General features: G+C 73.6%; 19 protein-coding genes and 5 tRNA genes. 8 read left to right on the top strand and 16 right to left on the bottom strand.

Annotated elements, in window-relative coordinates:
• The first annotated feature begins 226 nt into the window (after positions 1–226).
• A complete protein-coding gene (locus ACH4UK_RS24280) occupies positions 227–823 on the top strand; it encodes a CGNR zinc finger domain-containing protein (protein WP_398359483.1) in 597 nt (198 codons plus the stop codon).
• Positions 824–856: 33 nt separating this feature from the next.
• Here ACH4UK_RS24280 and ACH4UK_RS24285 read toward each other — a convergent pair whose 3' ends face one another.
• The gene (locus ACH4UK_RS24285; protein ID WP_398359485.1) at positions 857–1012 is read right to left on the bottom strand and encodes a hypothetical protein; all 156 of its coding nucleotides are present in this window, start codon (positions 1010–1012) and stop codon (positions 857–859) included.
• Between the two features lie 163 nt (positions 1013–1175).
• Positions 1176–1649 carry a hypothetical protein gene (locus tag ACH4UK_RS24290; protein ID WP_398359486.1) on the bottom strand — a complete coding sequence of 158 codons (474 nt, stop codon included), beginning with the start codon at positions 1647–1649 and terminating at the stop codon, positions 1176–1178.
• 167 nt (positions 1650–1816) lie between these two features.
• On the opposite strand from ACH4UK_RS24290, the gene ACH4UK_RS24295 reads away from it, so the two are divergent.
• Positions 1817–2335, top strand: a complete 519-nt coding sequence (locus tag ACH4UK_RS24295) for a DsbA family protein (protein WP_398359488.1) — start codon at positions 1817–1819, stop codon at positions 2333–2335.
• Positions 2336–2365: 30 nt separating this feature from the next.
• Here ACH4UK_RS24295 and ACH4UK_RS24300 read toward each other — a convergent pair whose 3' ends face one another.
• Genes ACH4UK_RS24300 through ACH4UK_RS24310 form a run of 3 tightly spaced genes read right to left on the bottom strand, consistent with a single transcriptional unit; the run spans position 2366 to position 5139 of the window.
• On the bottom strand, positions 2366–3202 hold the full coding sequence (locus ACH4UK_RS24300) for a GNAT family N-acetyltransferase (protein WP_398359490.1): 837 nt from the start codon (positions 3200–3202) through the stop codon (positions 2366–2368).
• 60 nt (positions 3203–3262) lie between these two features.
• Entirely contained in the window at positions 3263–4084 is an 822-nt protein-coding gene (locus tag ACH4UK_RS24305) for an aminotransferase class IV (RefSeq protein ID WP_398359492.1), read from the bottom strand.
• A complete protein-coding gene (locus ACH4UK_RS24310; RefSeq protein ID WP_398359494.1) occupies positions 4081–5139 on the bottom strand; it encodes a chorismate-binding protein in 1059 nt (352 codons plus the stop codon). The genes ACH4UK_RS24305 and ACH4UK_RS24310 overlap by 4 nt, the downstream gene beginning before the upstream one ends.
• 145 nt (positions 5140–5284) lie before the next feature.
• On the opposite strand from ACH4UK_RS24310, the gene ACH4UK_RS24315 reads away from it, so the two are divergent.
• From ACH4UK_RS24315 to ACH4UK_RS24335, 5 genes are all read left to right on the top strand, one after another.
• Positions 5285–5357 (top strand) — tRNA-Gly (locus ACH4UK_RS24315).
• A 38-nt stretch (positions 5358–5395) separates the two neighbouring features.
• Positions 5396–5469 (top strand) — tRNA-Cys (locus tag ACH4UK_RS24320).
• Position 5470: 1 nt separating this feature from the next.
• Positions 5471–5542 (top strand) — tRNA-Val (locus tag ACH4UK_RS24325).
• 19 nt (positions 5543–5561) lie between these two features.
• Positions 5562–5633: transfer RNA gene (locus ACH4UK_RS24330), tRNA-Val, on the top strand.
• Between the two features lie 23 nt (positions 5634–5656).
• Positions 5657–5731 (top strand) — tRNA-Val (locus ACH4UK_RS24335).
• A gap of 116 nt (positions 5732–5847) precedes the next feature.
• Here ACH4UK_RS24335 and ACH4UK_RS24340 read toward each other — a convergent pair.
• The 3 genes from ACH4UK_RS24340 to ACH4UK_RS24350 all read right to left on the bottom strand — a co-directional run bounded on the left by ACH4UK_RS24340 (position 5848) and on the right by ACH4UK_RS24350 (position 7806).
• Complete coding sequence (locus ACH4UK_RS24340; RefSeq protein WP_398359496.1) at positions 5848–6159, bottom strand: zf-TFIIB domain-containing protein; 312 nt, start codon at positions 6157–6159, stop codon at positions 5848–5850.
• A gap of 65 nt (positions 6160–6224) precedes the next feature.
• Entirely contained in the window at positions 6225–7304 is a 1080-nt protein-coding gene (locus tag ACH4UK_RS24345; protein ID WP_398359498.1) for a phosphotransferase family protein, read from the bottom strand.
• Between the two features lie 295 nt (positions 7305–7599).
• The gene (locus ACH4UK_RS24350) at positions 7600–7806 is read right to left on the bottom strand and encodes a hypothetical protein (protein ID WP_398359500.1); all 207 of its coding nucleotides are present in this window, start codon (positions 7804–7806) and stop codon (positions 7600–7602) included.
• A 618-nt stretch (positions 7807–8424) separates the two neighbouring features.
• Between ACH4UK_RS24350 and ACH4UK_RS24355 the strand changes: the two genes are divergently transcribed.
• Complete coding sequence (locus ACH4UK_RS24355; RefSeq protein WP_398359502.1) at positions 8425–9780, top strand: serine/threonine-protein kinase; 1356 nt, start codon at positions 8425–8427, stop codon at positions 9778–9780.
• 31 nt (positions 9781–9811) lie between these two features.
• On the opposite strand, the gene ACH4UK_RS24360 is transcribed toward ACH4UK_RS24355, so the two are convergent.
• The 8 genes from ACH4UK_RS24360 to ACH4UK_RS24395 all read right to left on the bottom strand — a co-directional run bounded on the left by ACH4UK_RS24360 (position 9812) and on the right by ACH4UK_RS24395 (position 21065).
• Complete coding sequence (locus tag ACH4UK_RS24360) at positions 9812–10630, bottom strand: TrmH family RNA methyltransferase (protein ID WP_398359504.1); 819 nt, start codon at positions 10628–10630, stop codon at positions 9812–9814.
• 69 nt (positions 10631–10699) lie between these two features.
• Complete coding sequence (gene cobA, locus ACH4UK_RS24365; protein WP_398359505.1) at positions 10700–11992, bottom strand: uroporphyrinogen-III C-methyltransferase; 1293 nt, start codon at positions 11990–11992, stop codon at positions 10700–10702.
• A gap of 259 nt (positions 11993–12251) precedes the next feature.
• The gene (gene cobT, locus ACH4UK_RS24370) at positions 12252–15893 is read right to left on the bottom strand and encodes a nicotinate-nucleotide--dimethylbenzimidazole phosphoribosyltransferase (RefSeq protein ID WP_398359507.1); all 3642 of its coding nucleotides are present in this window, start codon (positions 15891–15893) and stop codon (positions 12252–12254) included.
• A 333-nt stretch (positions 15894–16226) separates the two neighbouring features.
• Positions 16227–17465, bottom strand: a complete 1239-nt coding sequence (gene cbiE, locus ACH4UK_RS24375) for a precorrin-6y C5,15-methyltransferase (decarboxylating) subunit CbiE (RefSeq protein ID WP_398359509.1) — start codon at positions 17463–17465, stop codon at positions 16227–16229.
• 108 nt (positions 17466–17573) lie between these two features.
• Positions 17574–18260 (bottom strand): GNAT family N-acetyltransferase, encoded by a 687-nt coding sequence (locus tag ACH4UK_RS24380; protein WP_398359511.1) that lies wholly within the window; start codon positions 18258–18260, stop codon positions 17574–17576.
• A gap of 102 nt (positions 18261–18362) precedes the next feature.
• Positions 18363–19229 carry a MetQ/NlpA family ABC transporter substrate-binding protein gene (locus ACH4UK_RS24385; protein WP_398359513.1) on the bottom strand — a complete coding sequence of 289 codons (867 nt, stop codon included), beginning with the start codon at positions 19227–19229 and terminating at the stop codon, positions 18363–18365.
• An 85-nt stretch (positions 19230–19314) separates the two neighbouring features.
• On the bottom strand, positions 19315–19986 hold the full coding sequence (locus tag ACH4UK_RS24390; protein ID WP_398359514.1) for a methionine ABC transporter permease: 672 nt from the start codon (positions 19984–19986) through the stop codon (positions 19315–19317).
• The gene (locus tag ACH4UK_RS24395) at positions 19983–21065 is read right to left on the bottom strand and encodes a methionine ABC transporter ATP-binding protein (protein WP_398359516.1); all 1083 of its coding nucleotides are present in this window, start codon (positions 21063–21065) and stop codon (positions 19983–19985) included. The genes ACH4UK_RS24390 and ACH4UK_RS24395 overlap by 4 nt, the downstream gene beginning before the upstream one ends.
• Positions 21066–21253: the final 188 nt, after the last annotated feature.

The following is a 21253-nucleotide window of genomic DNA, read 5'->3' on the forward strand; positions in this document are numbered from 1 at the left end:
GCCGTCGACTCGGGGAGATGACGTCGCGCTGACAACCGCATAGGGCAGACACCGGCGCCGTCGTCGCGGAATCCACCGCGACGACGGCGCCGGTGCGCCCGGACCCCTTCCGGGGAGCCGGAGGGGCCCGCTCCGCTCTCCGGCGGGCCCGGCACCGGCGGGACCGAGCCAGTAGAGTCAGCCGCCATCGGCAGGCGCCCGCCCGCCGGAGGCCAGGGAGCGAAGCGTGCTGATCCCTCACGACACCCGGATCGCCCTCGACACGGTGGTCGATCTGGTGAACACCGCACCGGAGAGCCGGCCGCCCGGGGACGGCCCCACGGACGGACTCGCGGAGGGACCCGAGGACGCTCTCGCCGACATCGCCGCGCTCTACGCCTTCGGGGAGCGGCACCACATAAGCGGAGTCGGCACGCTCGGCGCGAAGGACCTGACCGCCGTGCGCGACGTACGGGCCCGTTTCGCCGAGGTCTTCGCGGCGCCCGATCCGCGCACCGCCGTCGACCTGGTCAACCGGCTCGTCGCGGCGGCCGGGACCACCCCGCAGCTCACCGACCACGACGGCTACGACTGGCACGTGCACTACTTCGCACCGGACGCCTCGATCGCCGACCATCTCGCGGCCGACTGCGGCATGGCGCTGGCCTTCATCATCGTGGCGGGCGAGCAGGAGCGGCTGCGGCGCTGCGAGGCTCCGGACTGCGGGCACGCGTTCGTCGACCTGTCGCGCAACCGCTCCCGGCGCTACTGCTCCAGCCGTACCTGCGGAAACCGGCTGCACGTCGCGGCCTACCGGGCCCGGCGCAAGGAAGCCGCGGGCTGACGGTCGCACCGCCCCGCACGGTGACGCGACGCGTCACAGCACGAAGAGATCATGCAGGGCGGCCATCAGCAGCAGACCCCCGATCACGGTCAGGAAGATCATCAGGGGCGGCTGGGAGAGCGCGAAGAGACAGCCGCGGGGCTCTTCGTCGGGGGGTGCGGGGGCCTCGCCCCGGGAAGTGTCCACCATCTCGGGGTGATCATGACGCACCCGCGACCGGGTTGGCGATCAACCCGGTCCATTCTCTCGGGAGTTCACCGTCCCGTGGCCATCGGTAATCGCTCCGGCGTGCGGGTCGCCGTCAGGCATTCGGCGCCCGGCGCTCCGAGCGCCCGCGGGGCCGGCCGCCGTCTCAGATGCCGTGCTTCTTGAGGATCGCCTCGATGTCGCTGAAGTCTTCGCCGGGAGCGGCGGCCTCCTGCTTCTTCCCGGGCTTCGGCTGCGGCTTCGCGGCCGCCGCCGAAGGTCCGGCCGTACTGCCCGCGCCGAGCGAGGGGGCGGAAGCCGCCGGCGCGACCGCCTCGTTCCGCCCGGCCGCCCGCGCGGCCTTGCGTTCCGCCCGGGTGGCGCCGCTGCGGCGCTCGATGGCGCGGGTGGTCATGAACAGCAGCCAGGAGAGGCCGAGCACCCCGAAGCCGAGCCAGACGCTCGGCTTGAAGGCGATCCCGGCGACCCACTCGACCACCCCGGTCAGCACGAGCCCGACCGGGACGAGGGAGTAGGCGGCGATCCTCGTCGCCGTGAGGAACCGCTTGCGGTACGCGGTCACCGCGGCGATGCCCAGGCCGGCCGCCGACACCGCGGAACAGATGGTCTCGGCAAGCATCGGAGCCTCCAGGCGCAGGGGATACGTCCCTTCCATCCTGCACCGACGACCACCGCCGGGGCCACGGCGGTGGCCCACCTCAGGGACATTTCAGGGCCGGACTCCTCCCCAGGGGGTGTCTCGGCTCCCGATTGGGACCCCCGCGCCCGGCCTGAAAGACTGGGCGCATGAGCGATTCCACCCCCGCGGCACCGGTCGTCCTCGACCTCTGGTGCGATCTCGAATGCCCCGACTGCCACCGAGCCCTCGACGATGTGCACGCCCTGCGCGCCCGGTACGGGGACCGCGTCGAGATCCGGCTGCGGCACTTCCCGCTGGACAAGCACCGGCACGCCTACGCCGCGGCCCAGGCCGCCGAGGAGGCGACGGACCAGGGCAAGGGCTGGCCGTACATCGAGGCCCTGCTGTCCCGCACCGCCGAGCTCGGCCGCGCCGGCGAGCCGCTGCTCCTGGAGGTGGCAGGCGAACTGGGCCTGGACGCCGAGGAGTTCGACACCGCACTGATCGACGGCCGGCATCTGCTGATCGTCGACGCGGACCACGCGGAGGCCAATGCGATCGGCGTCACCGGCACGCCGACCTATGTGATCGGCGACGAGCGGCTGGACGGCGGCAAGAGCCAGGACGGGCTGCGCGAGCGGATCGAGGCGATCGTCGACCGGACCCTGGCCGCGCGGGACCGGTAGGGGCCGGGACCGGCAACGGCCGGGAGGCCGCTACAACGCCTTGGCCAGGTTGTACCGCGTCGTCGTGAAGCCGAGGGACTCGTACAGCCGCAGGGCCGGGGTGTTCGAGGCGAAGACGTGCAGGCCGAGCCGGTCCGCGCCCCAGTCGCGGGTGATGTCCTCGGCGAGCAGCATCAGGGCCCGGCCGTGGCCCCGGCCCCGGTGTTCCTCGCGCACCTCGATGTCGAAGACGAATCCGGCCCGACCGCCCGGCGGCACCTCCCGCAGGGCCACCCACACATGGCCGACGACCTCGCCCTCGTGCACCAGCACCTGCAGGCGCGTCCCCGCGGTCGCCAGTCCGTCCGGAAGGAGGGCGGCGTGGTCGGCCTCGGACTTGAGCCGGGCCTGCTCGGGCGGCACGCCGCGCTCGGCCCAGTCCCCCGCGTACGTCCGCACCGCGTCCTGTCGCCAGGCGGCGAACTCCTCCTCGCCCATCGCGCGCGAGGTGAGGCCCGGGGGGAGCGGGACGGGGTCCGGGCCGAGGTCCTTGATCATGTTGCGGCTGCGCTCGGTGTAGCCGAGGGCGGCCGCGAGCCGCCTGGCGGGGTCGTTGTCGGCGGGGACCTCCACCCGTACCCGGGTGCATCCCCACCCCCGCAGCACCTCCTCGGCGGCGAGCGCGGCGATGGTGCCCCGGCCGCGCCTCCGCCGGTCCTCCTCCACGCTGAGGGAGCCCAGCACTCCGGCGGTCGGGCCGAACGCGTCGTCGGTGCTGATCGCGACGGCGCCGACGGGCCGCCCGTTGTCGCACACGTCGTAGTGGCGGGCCCGTGCGCCGTCGGGGCCTTGCTGAAGCGGCCCGGACGGCCGGAGTGTCGTGGTCATCAAGGGTTTGTATCCCCTGCGCGACGCCCCGTCACGCGCTTTTCGGCGTCGCCGGGCCGCTCACGGGTCGAGGTCGTCGCCGGCCCGCTCGGCGAAGATCCGCATGGCCTTCGCCGTCACCGGTCCGATCTCCGCGGCCGGCTCGTGGTCGTCGACGCGGTGCACCGCCTGGATGTCGCGGAGCGTCGAGGTCAGGAAGACCTCGTCGGCCTCGGCGAGAACGTCCATCGGCAGGTCGGTCTCCTCGGCGCCGGTCCACTCCACGGCCAGCGCGCGGGTGATCCCGGCGAGGCAGCCGGAGGCCACCGGCGGGGTGTGGATGCGGCCGCCCAGGACGACGAACACGTTGGATCCGGTGCCCTCGCAGAGGCGGTCGGCCGTGTTCGGGAACAGCGCCTCGGACGCGCCGCGCTCCCGCGCCCGTGCCAGGGCGACGACGTTCTCGGCGTACGAGGTGGTCTTCAGGCCCGCGAGCGCGCCGCGTTCGTTGCGCGTCCAGGGGACGGTGATCACGGCCGTGCTGTCCGGGCGGCGGCTCACCCCGTCGAGGGCGACGACGAGGCTCGGCCCGTCGGTGCCCCGGTCCGAGCCGAGCGGGGACAGCCCGCCGGTGTAGGTGATCCGCAGGCGTCCCAGGGGGACGGGATTGGCGTCGATGACCGCGGCGGCGGCCCGGCGGACCTCGTCGAGGTCCGGGTCGGGCAGACCCAGGCCCCGGGCGGACCGGGTGAGACGGTCGAGGTGCCGGGTCAGGGCGAAGGGGCGCCCCTCGCTCGTACGCACCGTCTCGAAGATGCCGTCGCCCACGGTCAGCCCGTGGTCGAGCACCGACAGCCGGGCGTCCTCGGCGTTCCGCAGTCCGCCGTTGACCCAGATCCTCATAGTGCGGTCCTTCCTGTCTCCTCGTATGCGCCCGACGCTACAGCGAGCAGCCGGGAGGCCTTGAGTTCGGTCTCGTCCCATTCGCGTTCCGGGTCGGATCCCCAGGTGATCCCGGCTCCGGTGCCGAACCGCAGCAGCGGCGCGGGCCCGGTCCGGTCGATCCAGAACGTCCGTATGCCGACGGCGAGCGAGGCCGTGCCCCGGTCGGCGTCGACCCAGCCGACCGCACCGCAGTACGGCCCGCGCGGGGCCCGCTCCAGCTCGGCGATGATCCGCAGCGCGCTGGACTTCGGCGCCCCGGTGACCGAGCCGGGCGGGAAGGCCGCGGCGAACAGCTCCGGCCAGCCCGCTCCGTCGGCCAGCCGGCCCCGCACGGTGGAGACGAGGTGGACGAGACCGGGGTGCTTCTCCACCACGCAGAGATCGGGCACGCTCACGCTTCCGGTGGCGCAGACCCGGCCCAGGTCGTTGCGGACCAGGTCCACGATCATCACGTTCTCGGCGTGGTCCTTCGCCAGGAGATCGTCCTCGGTCCGCCCGGTGCCCTTGATCGGCCCGGACTCCACGGTCCGCCCGTCGCGCCGGAGGAAGAGTTCCGGAGACGCGGTGGCGATCTCCACACCGTGGCCGGGCAGCCGGATCGTTCCCGCGTACGGGGCGGGGTTGCCGCGGGCGAGCAGGGAGGTCAGGGCGTCGACGTCGGCCGCGGCCCCGCCGCCGGGGAGCGGCGCGGACAGCACCCGGCAGAGGTTGGCCTGGTAGACGTCGCCCGCCGCGATGTGTTCACGGATCCGCCGTACGCCCGCCGTGTAGGCGTCACGGTCCAGCGAGGACGTCCAGTCCCCGGCGGCGGGCCCGCGCCAGGCTCCGGGCACGGGAGGGGGGACCGCCTCCTTGCGCACGTCGGAGAAACGGGCGCAGACGATGCGACCTTCGAAATCGGCGGATACCGCCCAGAAACCGGACGAGTCAAGAGCCGCGGGATCGTGGGTCACATCCTGCAGACCGGAGGCTATGAGGCCGTCGAAGCGGACCAAGGGGGCGAGGTCGGACACGCGAATGAGTCTAGGACGGTGTGCGGTGACCTGCGTCGGGGCAAGGTCACCGCAGCACGCTGCACAAACGCGTTTTTGTACTGGCCCAGGAATCCGCTAGAGTTCAACACGTCGCCGGGACGCGTAAGCGAACCGGGAATGACAAGCGGACGTAGCTCAGTTGGTAGAGCGCAACCTTGCCAAGGTTGAGGTCGCCAGTTCGAACCTGGTCGTCCGCTCGCAGAAGGTGGGGGATTCTTCCCGGGCCCCTACCCCTGGTGGAGTGGCCGAGAGGCGAGGCAACGGCCTGCAAAGCCGTCTACACGGGTTCAAATCCCGTCTCCACCTCCATGGACGATTAGCTCAGCGGGAGAGCGCTTCCCTGACACGGAAGAGGTCACTGGTTCAATCCCAGTATCGTCCACTGGTCCGCAAGGATCCCCGCGCGATTAGCTCAGCGGGAGAGCGCTTCCCTGACACGGAAGAGGTCACTGGTTCAATCCCAGTATCGCGCACGCAGCACACGCAGGGTCACCCTGCGCGATTAGCTCAGCGGGAGAGCGCTTCCCTGACACGGAAGAGGTCACTGGTTCAATCCCAGTATCGCGCACCACCGAGAACCCCCGGTCGTCTCCACGACCGGGGGTTCTCTCGTCGTACGTACGGTCAGCGGCCTCCGCGACCCGGCGGCGCGGGGGCCGTCGGGTCGCGGAGAGCGCTCAGGGAAGCTCAGGACGAGAACAGCATCCGGCCGAAGCCCTTCTGGCGGTGGTGGCCGTAGTGCCCACCGTGCTGCGGCGCGCCCCAGGCGGGGGCATGGGCGGCCGGCGGGTAGGCCCCCGGGGCGGGAGCGGCCGGGTAGGCCTGCGGGGCCGGGGGCGCGGGCGGAGCCTGCTGGGACCACTGGGACTCCAGGCGGGTCAGCGACTCCAGCTCGCCGTAGTCGAGGAATATCCCCCGGCAACCGCTGCACTGCTCGATCTGAACGCCGTTGCGGTTGTACGTGTTCATCTGCGCGTGACACTTCGGGCACTGCATCATCGGCTCGGCTCCTCGCCCTCGTTGTGCCGTCGCCGGAATGTCTGCCCGGCCACGGTCCGTTCACCCTACGACGCGGGGTCGGGAGCCAACTCGGGCGGCACCGTAGCGATTCGGGCACAGGATTCGACCATCAGCTGTTCGAGCTCGTCCGGCTCCCGTCGCTCCGCAGCGCACTTGGCCAGGGCGAGGGCCGCCGTCTGCACCGTCAGCGCGCGGGCCGGGACGTCCAGTTCGGGCCAGGGGTCCCCGTCGGCGGGCACCGCCGGTCCCCCGGCGGACCGGTAGGCGTCCAGGAAGGCGGACCAGTCCTCGGGGGCCAGGAGCCCGGCCGCGTACCAGGCGGCGGGCCGGGCGAGGTCCCACGCCGGGTCGCCGGTCCCCGCGTCGTCCACGTCGATGAGAAGCCAGGGCCCGTCCGGCGCGGGATGGCGTACGAGCTGACCGAGGTGCAGATCCCCGTGGCACAGGAAGCCGGCCCGCCGCGCGGGCGCCTGCGCCTCGCCCCTGGCCCAGGCGGGCAGGGCGCGCCAGCCCGCCAGCACCGGCAGGACCGCCGCCTCGCCGGGAAGCGCGGCGGACATCCGGGCGACGGCCCGTGCCGCCTTGAGCGGCCCGCGCATCGGCGGGAGCGGGAGCGGGGGCTCCGTCCGGTGGAGGCGGGCGAGCAGCGCGGCGGCCTCGGCCCAGGGGGCCGCGTCGGGGTCGGTGGGGTCGACGGGTGCGCCGAGCGGCCAGAGCGTGACCGGCCGCGGGCTGGACGTGAGGTGCCCGGAGACCCCCGGGTGCCGGCGGTCGCCGGGAGGCTCGGGGGCGGTGAGCGGTGGGAGCGGGGTGCCGGACCGCTCGGGGGCGGTGGGCGGCGGGAGCGGGGCGCCGGACCGCTCGGGGGCGGTGAGCGGGGGGAGCAGGATGCCGGTGAGCTGCGGGGCGGCGGCCAGGGCGAGCCGGGCCGCCAGTTCCTCGCGGTCGGTGTCGGCGGCGTGGGCCTTCGCCACGATCGCGCCGCTGCGGACCACCGTGCCGTCGGGCCGGTCCGCGAGGACCTGCGGGGGCGCGCACACGCAGGGCGTCCTGGCGGGATGGGAGAGGCGGTGCGCGAGAGCGCCCAGGTCATGGACGACTGAGGTCTGGGTGGTGGTGGTCAACGGTTCCCCCGCGGCGGTCGGTCCGGCTGTGGCACCGGTCCCGCCGTGAGCGTAACGCGGGAGCCCGCCCGAGGAGCCGGCCGGTTCGGGGACCGGACCGGAGGGCCCCGCTGGACCGGTCCGCCCGGCGCTCCACGTAGGCCCGGTGGGAGAAGCGCAGGACCCCGGAAAGCGCGATGCCCGGTCAGCTCCCCAGCTGACCGGACAAACGCTGCCGTCCGCCGCACCCCCGTCCCCACGGGGCTGTTGGCCGGATGTGTGGGTCCGGACCGCTCTTCCGGACCCCGGGCGCCGCTCAGCGCCCCAGCATCACCGCCACGGACGACGCCTGTGTGACCACCGCGTCCCAGCCGCCGAAGACGACCACGAGCAGGGCCGCCAGGGGAAGGACCATCGCCGTCGCCACCAAGGGGTGACGGGTGCCGGACGAACGGGCGCCGAACGCGGCGTACGCCTTGCGTCCCTGCATACGGACCATCGTCCGCGTTGCCGTGTCCGACATGGTTCCTCTCCTGACCTGATGAGGGGCGGCGGGCGTGTGACCTCGGGGGACGAGTGTGCGCCCGCCGCTTGACCTCAACATTAGGTAAGCGGCGGGCACCGGGCGTCATGCCCGCGTACCTAATCCCGGGCCTCCCGGAGGATGAGCCGTCGTCGATCGGTGTACTCCCCTGGGTGGAGACGGACCATCGGAGGTTGGGGTCATCCCGGAGGGGATGCCGGGACCGGGTCGGACGCCTGTTCCCGTGGGAGTCCGCCCGCCTCACGACAGCACCCGCCGGGTGACTTCACTCACGCCCTCACCCCCGGCGGGCGGCCGCCCCCCTCGCCGGGGACCGCCCAGGACACCGCCGCCCCGTGGGCCGGGGCGGTGGTCACGGCCCCGCGGCGACCGCGTCCCGGTGTCCGCGGACCGAGCCAATCCCCGTTGCCCGGACGCCCTTTGAGGAGACCGGCCGGCCGAGAGGCCCGGATCCGCCGCGCGCTGACCCCTCTTCACCTCTCCCGCCCGGCACGGACAATCGAATCCCCGGTGAGGGCGCGGCCTCTGAGCGCGCCGGGCGCGGGGTACGTAAGCTGTGCCTCGTCAGGCGGACCAGGCAGCGGGGATGGGCAGACGATGGCGATGATGCGGCTCCGGCGCGAGGACCCGCGTCTCGTCGGCTCGTTCCGGCTGCACCGACGGCTCGGCGCGGGCGGCATGGGCGTCGTCTACCTCGGCTCCGACCGGCGCGGCCAGCGGGTGGCGCTCAAGGTGATCCGGCCCGACCTGGCGGAGGATCAGGAGTTCCGTTCGCGGTTCGCGCGCGAGGTGTCGGCGGCCCGGCGGATCCGCGGCGGCTGCACGGCCCGGCTGGTCGCCGCCGATCTGGAGGCGGACCGCCCGTGGTTCGCGACGCAGTACGTGCCGGGTCCCTCGCTGCACGACAAGGTCGCCGAGGAGGGCCCCTTGGCCGCCGCCGAGGTCGCCTCGATCGGGGCGGCGCTCTCCGAGGGTCTGGTGGCGGTGCACGAGGCGGGGGTGGTCCACCGCGACCTGAAGCCGTCGAACATCCTCCTCTCCCCCAAGGGCCCCCGCATCATCGACTTCGGCATCGCCTGGGCGACCGGGGCCAGCACGCTCACCCACGTCGGTACGGCGGTGGGGTCGCCCGGGTTCCTCGCGCCCGAGCAGGTGCGGGGCGCGGCGGTCACGCCCGCGACGGACGTCTTCTCGCTCGGCGCGACACTGGCGTACGCGGCGATGGCCGACTCCCCCTTCGGGCACGGCAGTTCCGAGGTGATGCTGTACCGCGTCGTGCACGAGGAGCCGCAGCTCCACGATGTGCACGACGCGCTGGCCCCGCTGGTGCGCGCCTGTCTGGCGAAGGACCCGGAGGAGCGGCCGAGCACGCTGCAACTGTCCATGCGGCTCAAGGAGATCGCGGCGCGTGAGGCGCAGGGTCTGCACGAGAGCCGGCCGCCCGTCCAGCGCTCCGCCCAGGATGCCGACCGGCCGACCGGCCGGATGGCCGATCCGTACGCCGAGCAGCACACCCGCCGTGCGGAAGGCCCGTCGGCCTCCCGCTCCCAGCCGAGCAGGCGCGGCGCGCCCGCGCGTACGGGACCGCCGCGCTCCGGTGGCTCGCGCCCGCAGCAGGCCTCGCGCGACACGACGCGTTCCGGGGGCAAGCGGCAGGGGCCGGCGGCCGGGACGAACGGCCGGCCGGGGACGCGCTCCGGGGGCCGCACGACCTCGGCGGGGCGGCGGCCGGCCAATCCCCGGCTGCTGCGCCAGCGCCTGGTGGTGTTCGTCGTGGTGACGCTGCTGGTGGCGCTGGGCATCGCGGCGGCGCAGGGCTGCCAGGGACCGGCGCGCGGGCTGGGCGGCAGCGAACAGCCGGACCGGGCACCGCGGGCGCAGGCCCAGGACGGTCCCGGCGGCCTCGACGGCCGTGCGGCCCGGGGTGCGCAGGGGCCGGCGCAGTCGTCCTGACGCCGGGCCCGGCGGGGGCTCCGTCCCCGGCTCAGCTCTCGGGACGTCCCGTGGCCACCGCGTAGAAGGCGACGGCGGCCGCCGCGCCCACGTTCAGCGAGTCGACGCCGTGCGCCATCGGGATGCGGACCCATTCGTCGGCGGCCATCAGCGCCTGGGTGGAGAGTCCGTCCCCCTCCGCTCCGAGCATCAGCGCCACCCGCTCCAGACGGTGCGGGGCCGCGTCGTCGATGCTGGTGGCCTTGGCGTCGGGGGTGAGGGCCAGGAGCCGGAAACCGGCCTCCCGTACCGTGTCCAGCGACTTGGGCCAGGCTTCGAGCCGGGCGTAGGGGACGGAGAAGACGGCGCCCATGGAGACCTTGACCGAGCGCCGGTAGAGCGGGTCCGCGCAGTCCGGGGAGAGCAGGACGGCGTCGATGCCGAGCGCGGCCGCGCTGCGGAAGATGGCGCCGATGTTGGTGTGGTCGTTCACCGATTCCATGACCACCACCCGGCACGCGGTGGCGAGCAGTTCGTCGGAGACCGGCAGCGGCTTGCGCTGCATGGAGGCGAGCGCCCCGCGGTGGACGTGATAGCCGGTGACGCGTTCGGCCAGCTCGGGAGCGACGGCGTACACCGGGGCCGGGACCTCGTCGATGACGTCGCGCATCACGTCGACCCACTTGGCCGAGAGCAGCATGGAGCGCATCTCGTACCCGGTCTGCCGGGCGCGCCGGATCACCTTCTCGCCCTCGGCGATGAAGAGCCCTTCGGCGGGTTCGCGGCGTCGTCGCAGCTCGACGTCGGTCAGACCGAGGTAATCGCTCAGCCGCGGGTCGTCGGGATCGTCGACGGTGATGAGATCTGCCACAGGGTGATACTGCCTTGTCCGGTGTGTGGTGCCAACGCCTGGGATGGAGATATGTAACCGCGGGTTACGTCACGGCTGGTCACTCGGCCGGTCCTGGCCGGTCGGCGGTGCGGAGTCCGGGCCGACCGCGACGACGTCGCCGATGACGATCACGGCGGGCGGGCGTACGTCCTCGGCGACGGCGCGCTCGCCGACGTCCGCGAGGGTCGCGTCGACCCGGCGCTGGGCGGCGGTGGTGCCCTCCTGGACGAGGGCGACCGGGGTGCCCGGGTCCTTGCCGTGGGCGATCAGAGCGGCGGCGATGGCGCCGATCTTGTCGACGGCCATCAGCAGGACGAGGGTGCCGCGCAGCCGGGCGATGGCCTCCCAGTCCACCAGCGAGCGCGGGTCCTCGGGGGCGACATGGCCGCTGACCACGGTGAACTCGTGGGCGACGCCTCGGTGGGTGACCGGGATGCCGGCCGCTCCGGGGACGGAGATGGTGCTGGAGATCCCGGGGACGACCGTGCACGGGATGCCCTCGGCGGCCAGCGCCTGGGCCTCCTCCATGCCGCGGCCGAAGACGAACGGGTCGCCGCCCTTGAGCCGGACCACGGACTTGCCCGCCTTGGCGTGCTCGATCAGCGCCTGGTTGATCGCCTCCTGGGCCATGAACCGCCCGTACGGGATCTTCGCCGCGTCGATCACCTCGACGTGCGGGGGCAGTTCGTCGAGCAGGTCGCGGGGGCCGAGGCGGTCGGCGATGACCACGTCGGCCTCGGCGAGGAGGCGGCGGCCGCGCACGGTGATCAGGTCCGGGTCGCCGGGGCCGCCGCCGACGAGCGCGACGCCGGGGGCGCGGGTGCGGTGGTGCGGGGCGGCGAGGGTGCCGTCGCGCAGGCCCTCGACGATGGCGTCGCGGATGGCGGCGGAGTGCCGGGGGTCACGGCCCTGGGAGGTGGTGGTGAGGACGGCGACGGTCACGTTCTCGCTGCGGCCGGTGGCCGGGGTCCAGGCGGTGGCGGCCTCGGCGTCGTCGGCCCGGACGCACCAGGTGCGGGTGCGCTCCGCCTCGGCGGATGCGGCGTCGTTGGCGGCGGTGTCGGAGGAGGCGACGAGGGTGTACCAGGTGTCGGCCAGGTCGCCGTCCTCGTAGCGGCGGCGCTCCCAGCGGATCTCGCCGGCGTCGGCCATCGCCTCGACGGAGGGCGTCGCGGACGGGGAGACGAGCGTGATGACGGCCCCGGTGGCGATGAGCTGCGGCAGCCTGCGCTGCGCGACCTGTCCGCCGCCGACGACGACGACGCGGCGGCCGTGCAGGCGCAGTCCTACGGGGTACGCGGGGTGATCTGCGTGCGCGGCGTGGTCTGCGTGCTCGGCCATGGCGGTACGGGCTCCTCGTGCGGGTGCTGCGTTGCGTGCCGCTGCGACGGTGGAGCGGCTGTGACGTGCGGAAAGTGAGGGTTTCCGGGTGGGGAACACGATACGGGGTGATGGAGGGCGGGGCCCTGGGGCGGGATCCCGGGGGCCCGGGGTGGGTCCCCGGGGTGGGGCCCCGCCCGGGGACCCCAGGGGCGGGCGGGGTGAGGCGCCTGCGGGGGCCTTCGCCCCTCCCCGCCCCTGCCCTTCCGGGAGCCGGGGCCTACTTCTCCGTCACGCCCGCCGAGTCGAAGGTCGCCACCTCGTGCATCGCCCGCGCCGCGCTCTGCACGATCGGGAGCGCCAGCAGTGCGCCGGTGCCCTCGCCCAGCCGCAGGTCCAGGTCGACCAGCGGGCGCAGGCCCAGCTTGTTGAGGGCGGCGACATGGCCGGGCTCCGCGCTGCGGTGGCCCGCGATGCAGGCGGCCAGCGCTTCGGGGGCGATCGCGCGGGCGACCAGGGCCGCCGCGCCCGCGCTCACGCCGTCCAGGATCACCGGCGTACGCAGGGAGGCGCCGCCGAGGAGGAAGCCGGCCATCGCCGCGTGCTCCAGCCCGCCGACCGCCGCGAGCACGCCGATCGGGTCGGCCGGGTCCGGCCGGTGCAGGTCCAGGGCGCGGCGCACGACGTCGACCTTGCGGGCGTGCATCTCGTCGTTGATGCCGGTCCCCCGGCCGGTCACCTCGGACGCGTCGCTCCCGGTGTACACGCAGATCAGGGCAGCCGACGCGGTGGTGTTGGCGATGCCCATCTCACCGGTGAGCAGGGCCTTGTTGCCCGCCGCCACGAGGTCGCGGGCGGTCTCGATGCCGACCTCGATCGCGGCGAGGACGTCTTCCCTGCTGAGCGCAGGGCCCGTGGTGAAGTCCGCCGTTCCCGGCCGCACCTTGCGGGGCAGCAGGCCGGGGGTAGCGGGCAGGTCCGTGGCGACGCCGACGTCCACGACGCAGACCTCCGCGCCCACCTGGGCCGCGAACGCGTTGCAGACGGCTCCGCCGCCCAGGAAGTTCGCCACCATCTGGGCGGTGACCTCCTGCGGCCAGGCGGTGACGCCCTGGGCGTGCACCCCGTGGTCACCGGCGAAGATCGCGACGGCCGCGGGCTCCGGGATCGGCGGCGGGCACATCCGGGACAGCCCGGACAGCTGCGCGGAGATGATCTCCAGCATGCCGAGCGCCCCCGCGGGCTTCGTCATCCGCTTCTGCCGCTCCCACGCCTCGCCGAGCGCCTTCGCGTCCAGCGGGCGGATCGCGGAGATCGTCTCCTGGAGCAGGTCGTGCGGCTCGGCGCCGGGCAGCGCGCGACGGCCGTACGTCTCCTCGTGGACGACCCAGGACAGCGGGCGGCGCTTGGACCAGCCCGCCTGCATCAGCTCGGGCTCCTCGGGGAACTCGTCGACGTAACCGACGCACAGGTAGGCCACGACCTCCAGGTGCTCGGGCAGGCCGAGCGCGCGGACCATCTCCCGCTCGTCGAAGAAGCTGACCCAGCCGACGCCGAGGCCCTCGGCGCGGGCGGCGAGCCACAGGTTCTCGACGGCGAGCGCCGAGGAGTACGGCGCCATCTGCGGCTGGGTGTGCCGGCCCAGGGTGTGGCGGCCGCCGCGGGTCGGGTCGGCGGTCACGACGATGTTGACCGGGGTGTCGAGGATCGCCTCGATCTTCAGTTCCTTGAACTGCTTCGCCCGGCCCTTGGGCAGCGACTTGGCGTAGGCGTCGCGCTGGCTCTGGGCCAGTTCGTGCATGGAGCGACGGGTCTCCGCCGAGCGGATGACGACGAAGTCCCACGGCTGCGAGTGACCGACGCTGGGCGCGGTGTGCGCCGCTTCCAGCACCCGGAGCAGGACCTCGTGGGGGATCGGGTCGCTGCGGAAGCCGTTGCGGATGTCCCGGCGCTCGCGCATGACCCGGAGCACCGCTTCCCGTTCGGCGTCGTCGTAGCCGGGGGCGGGCGGGGTGAACGCCTCGGCGGGCTGCTCGGGCTGCTGGGCCGTCACGGCCTGCTGCGGCGCATCGGCCTCCTGCGCTGCCTCGACCTCCTGCGACACCTCGGCCTGCTGCGCTGCCTCGATCTGCTGCGCTGCCTCGGCCTGCGCCGGCCGGTCGGCGGGCGGCTGCGCTGCCTCGGCCGGTGCCGGCTGAGCGGCGGTCCGGTGCTCGGGGTCCAGCGGCTCCGGAAGCTCCGGCGTCTCGATGACCTCGGGGCCGGTGCCGTCCTCGGCAGCCGGCGCGGGGACCTCGGGAAGCGGGACGGCGGCCGCCACCGGGGCTGCTTCCGCCGCCGTCTCCCCCGCGGGCTCGGGGGCGGGGGCGACCGGGGCGGCTTCCTGCTCCCCTGCGGGGAGCTGTTCGGCCGTCGGCTCCGGCGCGTCCGCTCCCTCGGCTCCCGCCGCGACGGGCTCAGCGAGCTCAGCGGGCTCCACAGCGACGGGCTCGTGCGGTACGGGCTCGGGCTCGGCTGCGAGGGGCGCGGCCACGGGCTCCACCACGACGGTCTCCGGAACCGCCACGGCCGCCGGGCTCTCGTCCGGCACTGCGGCCGGGGCCGGCTCGGCGGGCTGCTCCTGCTCGGGCTGTGCCACCGGCGCGACGGCCGCCGGGGCCTGCGCCGGGGCCTGGGGTTCGGGGACAGCGGCCGGCACGGTGACGACGGCCTGCGCCTCGGGCTCCAGGGCCACGGTGACGCCCTGCGGCGCCTCCTCGGGTGGGGCCACCTCATCGGCCGGGGCCTGGACCGGGAGCTCCACCGGAGTCTCCGGCCGGGCCGCCTCGGGCTCCGGGACGACGACCGGTGCGGCGGGGGGCGTCTGAGCGGCGGCCGGCTCGGGAACGACCGTTTCTGCCGGGACCGCCTGCGGGGACGGTTCGGGCTGCGCAACGGCGGCGGTCTGCTCCGACTGCTCCGGCTCCTCGGCCAGGGCGGTCGGGAGGGCCACAGCCACCGGCTCGGCCACGGCCGCCTGGACCGGCTGCTCGGCCTCGGCAGCGGCCTGCTCGACCACCGCAGGCTCGGCCACCACGGGATCGATCACCACGGGCTCAGCCACCACGGGCTCGACCGCCACGGACTCAGCCACCGGCTGTTCCGCCTCGACGGCCTGCTCCGGCTGCGGAGCCGCCTCACCGGCGGTCGCCTCGGCAGCGGGCTGCTCGGCGGCCACCGGCTCCGCGACCGCCGGCTCCGGCTGCGCCCCCCACGGGGCGCCGGCCTGCGGCGGGATCTCGCCCAACTGCGGGCCCGGCAGGGTCGAGGGGTCCTCGGCCGGAACGTCGAAGTACTCGGGGCCGGTCGTCGCCGGGCCCGCGTGGCGGGCGGGCGCGGTCCGGGTGGCTCCGGCGGGCCCCCGGTCGGCCAGCGAGCGCACGACGCCGCCCTGCGTACCGCCGTACGACGGGGCATCGGCCGGGGCCGGCCCCCGGTGCAGGGCGCGGCGGGCGGGGGCGGCCGCGTGCGCGCCGACCGGCGCGGGAGCCGGGATGCGTACGCCGCTGAGGTCCACGGCGCCGGAGTCGCGGCCACCGGACTCGTGCGTGCCGTGCGTCTCCGCGGGGGCGGGGGCCGCCTGGGCCTGCTGCGCGGGAACCTGCGGCTGGGGCTGCCGGCCACCCTGCTCGGGCTGCTCGGGCACGGGGAGCTGGCCCACGGCGGCCGGTGCGGCCTGTTGGCCCTGCGAGGGGGCCGGGGCGGCCTGCTGGTCGCTCCAGGCGCCCTGGGAGGTCGGCATCAGCAGGAGGTCGTCGTCCTCGGGGTGGTGCTCGGAGGGGTCGCGGAAGGTGTACGCGTCCGGGGCGGGGATGCCCGGCTGCTCCACCATGCCTGCGTTCTCCGGCAGTCCCTCGCCCGGGATCTGGCCGGTGTCAGTCATGCGTACCCCTCGCCCATCGTCAGTGCTCCTTCGGCCCATCGCCCGGGACGCCGAACCACGGCACGCCGGTGCTCGTCATCAAGAACGAGCGGGCTCGCCGCGCGGCACGAAACGCCCACGGAGCTTCCTATTCTCGCGGCCGTTCGCCACCGCGACAGGCTGTTCCGCCACGGCTCACTGTGGACTGCGCCACGTTGCGCGTCCCCCGGTTGGTGCCGTACCACAGTGCGGACCAAAACGGTCCACTTTTCCGGACATTGACGAACGAAGCGACGAACGGCCGGGCGCGGTACAACAATCGGCCAGCCTACCTCCCGTACCGGGCCGAACGGGTCAGGGGGCGAGGTCCGAACGCCGCCCGGACAGCAGGAACACGACCGACCTCTCGCGCTCGGTCCAGGCGGTGGTGTCCAGGTCGACGGACTGGAGCAGCGCGCATTCGACCGTGTAGCCGTTGGCGGTGAGGGCCCCGCCGAGGGCCTCGGCCTCGTCCCGGGTCGAGGCGTGGGTCACGATGCGTTCGGGGCGGCGGTCGGCGACCGCGGTGGCCACCGGCACTCCCCCGCCGCCGATCCGTACGACGTCCGGTTCGGGCAGCCGTTCCAGAACGTGCGGGGCGCGGCCGCGGACGACCTGGACGGGGACGCCGAAGGCGCGGGCGGCGGCCTCGGTGCGGGCGCAGGCGGCGGGGTCGGCGTCCACGGCGAGGACCGCCGCGCCGAAACGGGCCGCCTCGACGGCCAGTGCGCCGCTGCCGGAGCCGATGTCCCAGACCAGGTCGCCGGTGCGCGGGCCGAGGCGGGCCAGCTGGGCGGCGCGCAGGCCGGGGAACTCGCCTTCGCCGGACTCCTGCATCCGCTCGGCCCCGGCGGCCCGGTAGGCCGCGGCGGGCAGGGCCCAGCCCCGTATGCCCTGCGGGTAGGCGGGCTGGCGGCCGGCGATCCAGGCGCCGGTGGCGGTGGTGTCGGGGCCGCCGCCGATGACGATGACGACGTTGGGGTCGCGCCAGGCGTGGTCGGCGGCCTTGTCGGAGGTGAGGACGGTGACGCGTTCGCGTTCGGTGCCCAGTTCCTCGCAGATCACGAAGGTGCGGTGGACGCCGTCGAGGAGGAGGGCCAGCTCGGCGGGGCCCGCGCCCGGCGAGGTGAGGACGGCGACCTTGTGGTGGGCCCGGCAGACGTTGACCGCGCGGCGCAGGGTGCGGGGGTGGGCGACGACGATCTGGGCGTCCTCCCAGGGCATGCCGGCTCGGGCGAAGGCGGTGGCCACGGAGGAGACGGCCGGGACGACCTCGACCTCCAGGCCGTGTTCGCGGGCGCGCAGGGTGCGGACGACGCCGAAGAAGCCGGGGTCGCCGTCGGCGAGGACCACGGCGCTGCCGCGGTGGCCGGCGATCCTGCGGGCGGCGAGATCGATGCTGCCCAGCCGTATGCGTTCGGCGGTCGGCGGCACTTCGGGCAGGGCGAGGTGGTGGGCGGCGCCGGCGACGAGCGTGGCGGCCGAGAGCGCGGCCGTGGCCGCTCTGGTCAGTGGCGAGCCGTCCCAGCCGATCACCGTGACCCGGTCGGCCATCGTCGTCTGTCTCCTGGGGTGTCGGAGGGAGCGGGCGTTGCCCGCGCACTGCCGGGCAGGGGTGAGGTTACCTGGTCCGGACCTTGGGCCCGCGGGTGGCCTCGGGCCCTACTTCCAGTCGTTGTACGTGCCGTAGCCGCCGGCGTCGGCGAGCTGTTCCGCGACCCCTTCGAGGTCCTCGGGGAGGAGTCCCCAGACGATCAGGTCGGTGCGGATGTCGGTCCAGCCGCCGTCGGTGCCGTTCTCGGTCCGGGTCCGGGCGATACGGGCGTTGCGCAGGACGCCCTCGCTGATGCAGCCGAGCTTCTGGGCCACCTGCTGGGAGGCGGTGTTGTCGGCGGGGGTGCGCAGTTCGATGCGTTCGAAGCCCTGATCACGGAAGAGCCATTCGGCTATGGCGAGCACGGATTCGGTGGCGTACCCCTCGCCGCGGGCCCAGGGGGCGGTGATGTAGCGGACCTCGGTGGCCAGGGTGCGCCAGTCGGTGTTGAGGAGGCGGACGCTGCCGACGAGCCGCTGGGTGAGGAATTCGGTGACGGCGAGGGCGATGCCGTGGCCCGCGGTGCGTTCGGCAGGAGCGATCCTGCGGACCCAGCGTTCGGCGTCGACCTGGGTGTACGGGTTCGGCCCGTCCATCCACGCGGTGACCGTCTCGTCGTTCATCATCTCGATGTACGCGGGGATGTCGGCCATCTCGAAGGGGCGCATCACCAACCTGTCCGTGCTGATGGAGATGGACGGAAAGGTGGTAGTCATGCGCAGCTCCATGCCGAAGACCGGGTAAAGGCACAGCATGCAGCATCGGGGCGGCGTCGCGCATGGGTGGGTCGGCACGACGGAGCCCCGCGCCTTCCGAGGGGGAGGTGCGGGGCTCCGGGGGCAAGTGCCGTACGGGTGTCAGGACTTGGCGGGGGCGCCGAAGGCCGGGACGATCGAGCCCTGGTAGGTGTCCTCGATGAACTTCTTGACCTCGTCGGAGTTGAGGAGCTTCGCGAGCTTCTCGACGCGCGGGTCCTTCTCGTTGCCGTCCTTGACCGCCAGGAAGTTGGCGTAGGGGTTGCCCTCGGCCTTCTCCAGTGCGAGGGCGTCCTTGGCCGGGGAGAGCTTGGCCTCCAGGGCGTAGTTGCCGTTGATGACCGCAGCGTCCACGTCGTTCAGGGCGCGGGGCACGGTGGCGGCCTCCAGCTCCTTGAACTCCAGGCCCTTCTTGTCGGTGATGTCACTCAGCTTGGCGCTGGTGCCGACGCCGTCCTTGAGGGTGATCAGGCCGTTCTCGGCGAGCAGCTGGAGGGCGCGGCCGCCGTTGGTGGTGTCGTTGGGGACGGCGATGGTCTGGCCGGCCTTGATGTCCTTCAGGTCCTTGACCGTCTTGGAGTAGAGGCCGAGCGGCTCCAGGTGCACGTTGACCACCGGCACGATGGTGGTCTTCTGCTTCGCGTTGAAGTCGTCCAGGTAGGGCTTGTGCTGGAAGAAGTTGGCGTCGACCTGGCCGTTCTGGGTGGCGGTGTTCGGCAGGACGTAGTCCGTGAACTCCTTGACCTCCAGCTTGAGGCCCGCCTTCTCCGCCAGGTTCTTCTTGACGAAGTTCAGGATGTCGGCGTGCGGCGTCGGGGACGCGGCGACGACCAGGGCCTTGGAGGCGTCGGCGTTCGCGCCGGTCTCGGTGCTGGAGGCCGGGTCGGAGTCCGTACCGCAGGCGCTCAGGCCCAGGGCGAGGGCGGCGGCGGAAGCGACGGCAGCGGTGATCTTGATGTTCTTGCGCACGAAAAGTGCCTCTTTCTTGTGGTGGTGGTGCGCCCGGACAAGGAGTTCGGGCTCGATGGGGAGAGGAAGTCGGGGGGCGGCGGCCTCAGGAGGCGGTGCGGCCGCGGCGGGCCAGCAGGCGGACGGCGAGGTCGCCGATCAGCTGGATCACGGTGACGATGACGATCAGCAGCGCGACGGTGATCAGCATGAACTGGTTGTCGAAGCGCTGGAATCCGTAGGTGACGGCCTTGGAGCCGAGCCCTTCGCCGCCGACCGCGCCGGCCATCGCGGAGTAGCCGATGAGCACGATGAGGGTGGTGGTGACCCCCGAGACGAGCGAGGGCAGGGCCTGCGGGAGGAGCACCTTGCGGACGATCGTGGGGATGGAGCCGCCCATGGACTGGACCGCTTCGACGAGCCCGTGGTCGACCTCGCGGATCGCCGTCTCGACGAGCCGGGCGAAGAACGGGATGGCGCCGACGGCGAGCGGCACGATCATCGCGGTGGGGCCGATGAAGGTGCCGACGACCCAGGTGGTGAAGGGGATCAGGGCGATCAGCAGGATGATGAACGGCAGCGAGCGGCCGATGTTCACGATCACGCCGATGACCTTGTTCGCCACGGTGTTCCGGAGCAGTCCGCCCTTGTCGGTGAGGACCAGCAGGATGCCGAGCGGCAGTCCGCCGGCGACGGTGACCAGCGCCGACCAGAGCACCATGTAGAGGGTGTCGACGGTGCCCTGGGTCAGCAGGGGCTGCATTTCGGACCAGGTCACTTGACGACCTCCTTGGTGAGCGGGGCGGGCGTCTGCTCCGGTACGGCGGTCGCGGCGGGGGCCTTCGGGCCGGTCCCGTCCTCGACGACCTCGGCCTGGAGGCCCTGCTCGCGCAGGAAGCCGATGGGGACGACGTTCTCCTCGAAGCGGCCCGGCAGCTCGATGCGCATCCGGCCGATCTGCTTGCCGCCGACGGTGTCCATGGCGGCGCCGAGGATCGAGATGTCGATGTTGTACGTGCGCGAGAGCTGGGAGATGACCGGCTGGGAGGCCGACTCCCCCTGGAAGGTGACGTCGACGACCGTGCGGTCCGGGCCGGAGGCGGTTCCGCCGACGGGGAACAGCTCGTGGGCCAGTTCGGAGCCGGGGGTGGCGAGGAGTTCGCCGACGGTCCCGGACTCGACGATCCGGCCGCGCTGCATGAGCGCCGCGGAGTCGCAGACGGTCTTGACGACGTCCATCTCGTGGGTGATGAGCAGGACGGTCAGGCCGAGCTGCCGGTTGAGGTCGCGCAGCAGTTGGAGGATGGAGCGGGTGGTCTCGGGGTCGAGCGCGGAGGTCGCCTCGTCCGAGAGCAGCACCTGGGGGTCGCCCGCCAGGGCGCGGGCTATGCCCACGCGCTGCTTCTGGCCGCCGGAGAGCTGACCGGGGTAGGACTTCGCCTTTTCGGCGAGGCCGACCAGGTCGAGGAGGTCCTTGGCCTTGCGGGTGCGCTCCTGGCCGGAGATGCCGAGGATCTCCAGCGGCAGCTCCACGTTGTCCAGGACGGTGCGGGAGTCCAGCAGGTTGAAGTGCTGGAAGACCATGCCGATGCGGGTGCGGGCCCGGCGCAGCTCCGCGCTCGCCCGCCGGCCTCGGCCGGCGAGCGCCGTGAGGTCCTGGCCGGCCACCGTCACGGTGCCGGAGGTGGGGCGTTCCAGGAGGTTGACGCAGCGGATCAGGGAGGATTTTCCGGCGCCGCTCTGTCCGATGACGCCGTACACCTCGCCTTCGCGGACGTGCAGGTCGACGCCGTCGAGTGCGGTGACCTCACGGTCGCGCGACTGGTAGACCTTCGTGAGGCCCGTCGTGGTGATCACAGGGGTTTCCGTCACTGTCGAGTGCGCGGCGCGGTGTCCGCCGGGCACGGGGCATTCGTCTGAAGAGACTGTTCGGGCTGGTGGGCCGGGGGTCTCGGCATGGCTGTACGCGGCGGTCGGCCGTGGGTCGGCTCATGCGTGGGCGCGCTCGTCTTCGCAGGGTGCGGACGGCGCAGGCTCGGTCTCGC

This window comes from Streptomyces sp. NPDC020884 (assembly GCF_044333935.1).
Classification (GTDB): Bacteria; Actinomycetota; Actinomycetes; order Streptomycetales; family Streptomycetaceae; genus Streptomyces.

Excerpts from the sequence above, each read along its gene's own strand:
- ACH4UK_RS24285 (WP_398359485.1), bottom strand. The coding sequence starts at position 1,012 with ATGGTGGACACTTCCCGGGGCGAGGCCCCCGCACCCCCCGACGAAGAG.
- ACH4UK_RS24290 (WP_398359486.1), bottom strand. The coding sequence starts at position 1,649 with ATGCTTGCCGAGACCATCTGTTCCGCGGTGTCGGCGGCCGGCCTGGGC.
- ACH4UK_RS24295 (WP_398359488.1), top strand. The coding sequence starts at position 1,817 with ATGAGCGATTCCACCCCCGCGGCACCGGTCGTCCTCGACCTCTGGTGC.
- ACH4UK_RS24300 (WP_398359490.1), bottom strand. The coding sequence starts at position 3,202 with ATGACCACGACACTCCGGCCGTCCGGGCCGCTTCAGCAAGGCCCCGAC.
- ACH4UK_RS24305 (WP_398359492.1), bottom strand. The coding sequence starts at position 4,084 with ATGAGGATCTGGGTCAACGGCGGACTGCGGAACGCCGAGGACGCCCGG.
- ACH4UK_RS24340 (WP_398359496.1), bottom strand. The coding sequence starts at position 6,159 with ATGATGCAGTGCCCGAAGTGTCACGCGCAGATGAACACGTACAACCGC.
- ACH4UK_RS24350 (WP_398359500.1), bottom strand. The coding sequence starts at position 7,806 with ATGTCGGACACGGCAACGCGGACGATGGTCCGTATGCAGGGACGCAAG.
- ACH4UK_RS24355 (WP_398359502.1), top strand. The coding sequence starts at position 8,425 with ATGGCGATGATGCGGCTCCGGCGCGAGGACCCGCGTCTCGTCGGCTCG.
- cobA (WP_398359505.1), bottom strand. The coding sequence starts at position 11,992 with ATGGCCGAGCACGCAGACCACGCCGCGCACGCAGATCACCCCGCGTAC.
- cobT (WP_398359507.1), bottom strand. The coding sequence starts at position 15,893 with ATGACTGACACCGGCCAGATCCCGGGCGAGGGACTGCCGGAGAACGCA.
- cbiE (WP_398359509.1), bottom strand. The coding sequence starts at position 17,465 with ATGGCCGACCGGGTCACGGTGATCGGCTGGGACGGCTCGCCACTGACC.
- ACH4UK_RS24380 (WP_398359511.1), bottom strand. The coding sequence starts at position 18,260 with ATGCTGTGCCTTTACCCGGTCTTCGGCATGGAGCTGCGCATGACTACC.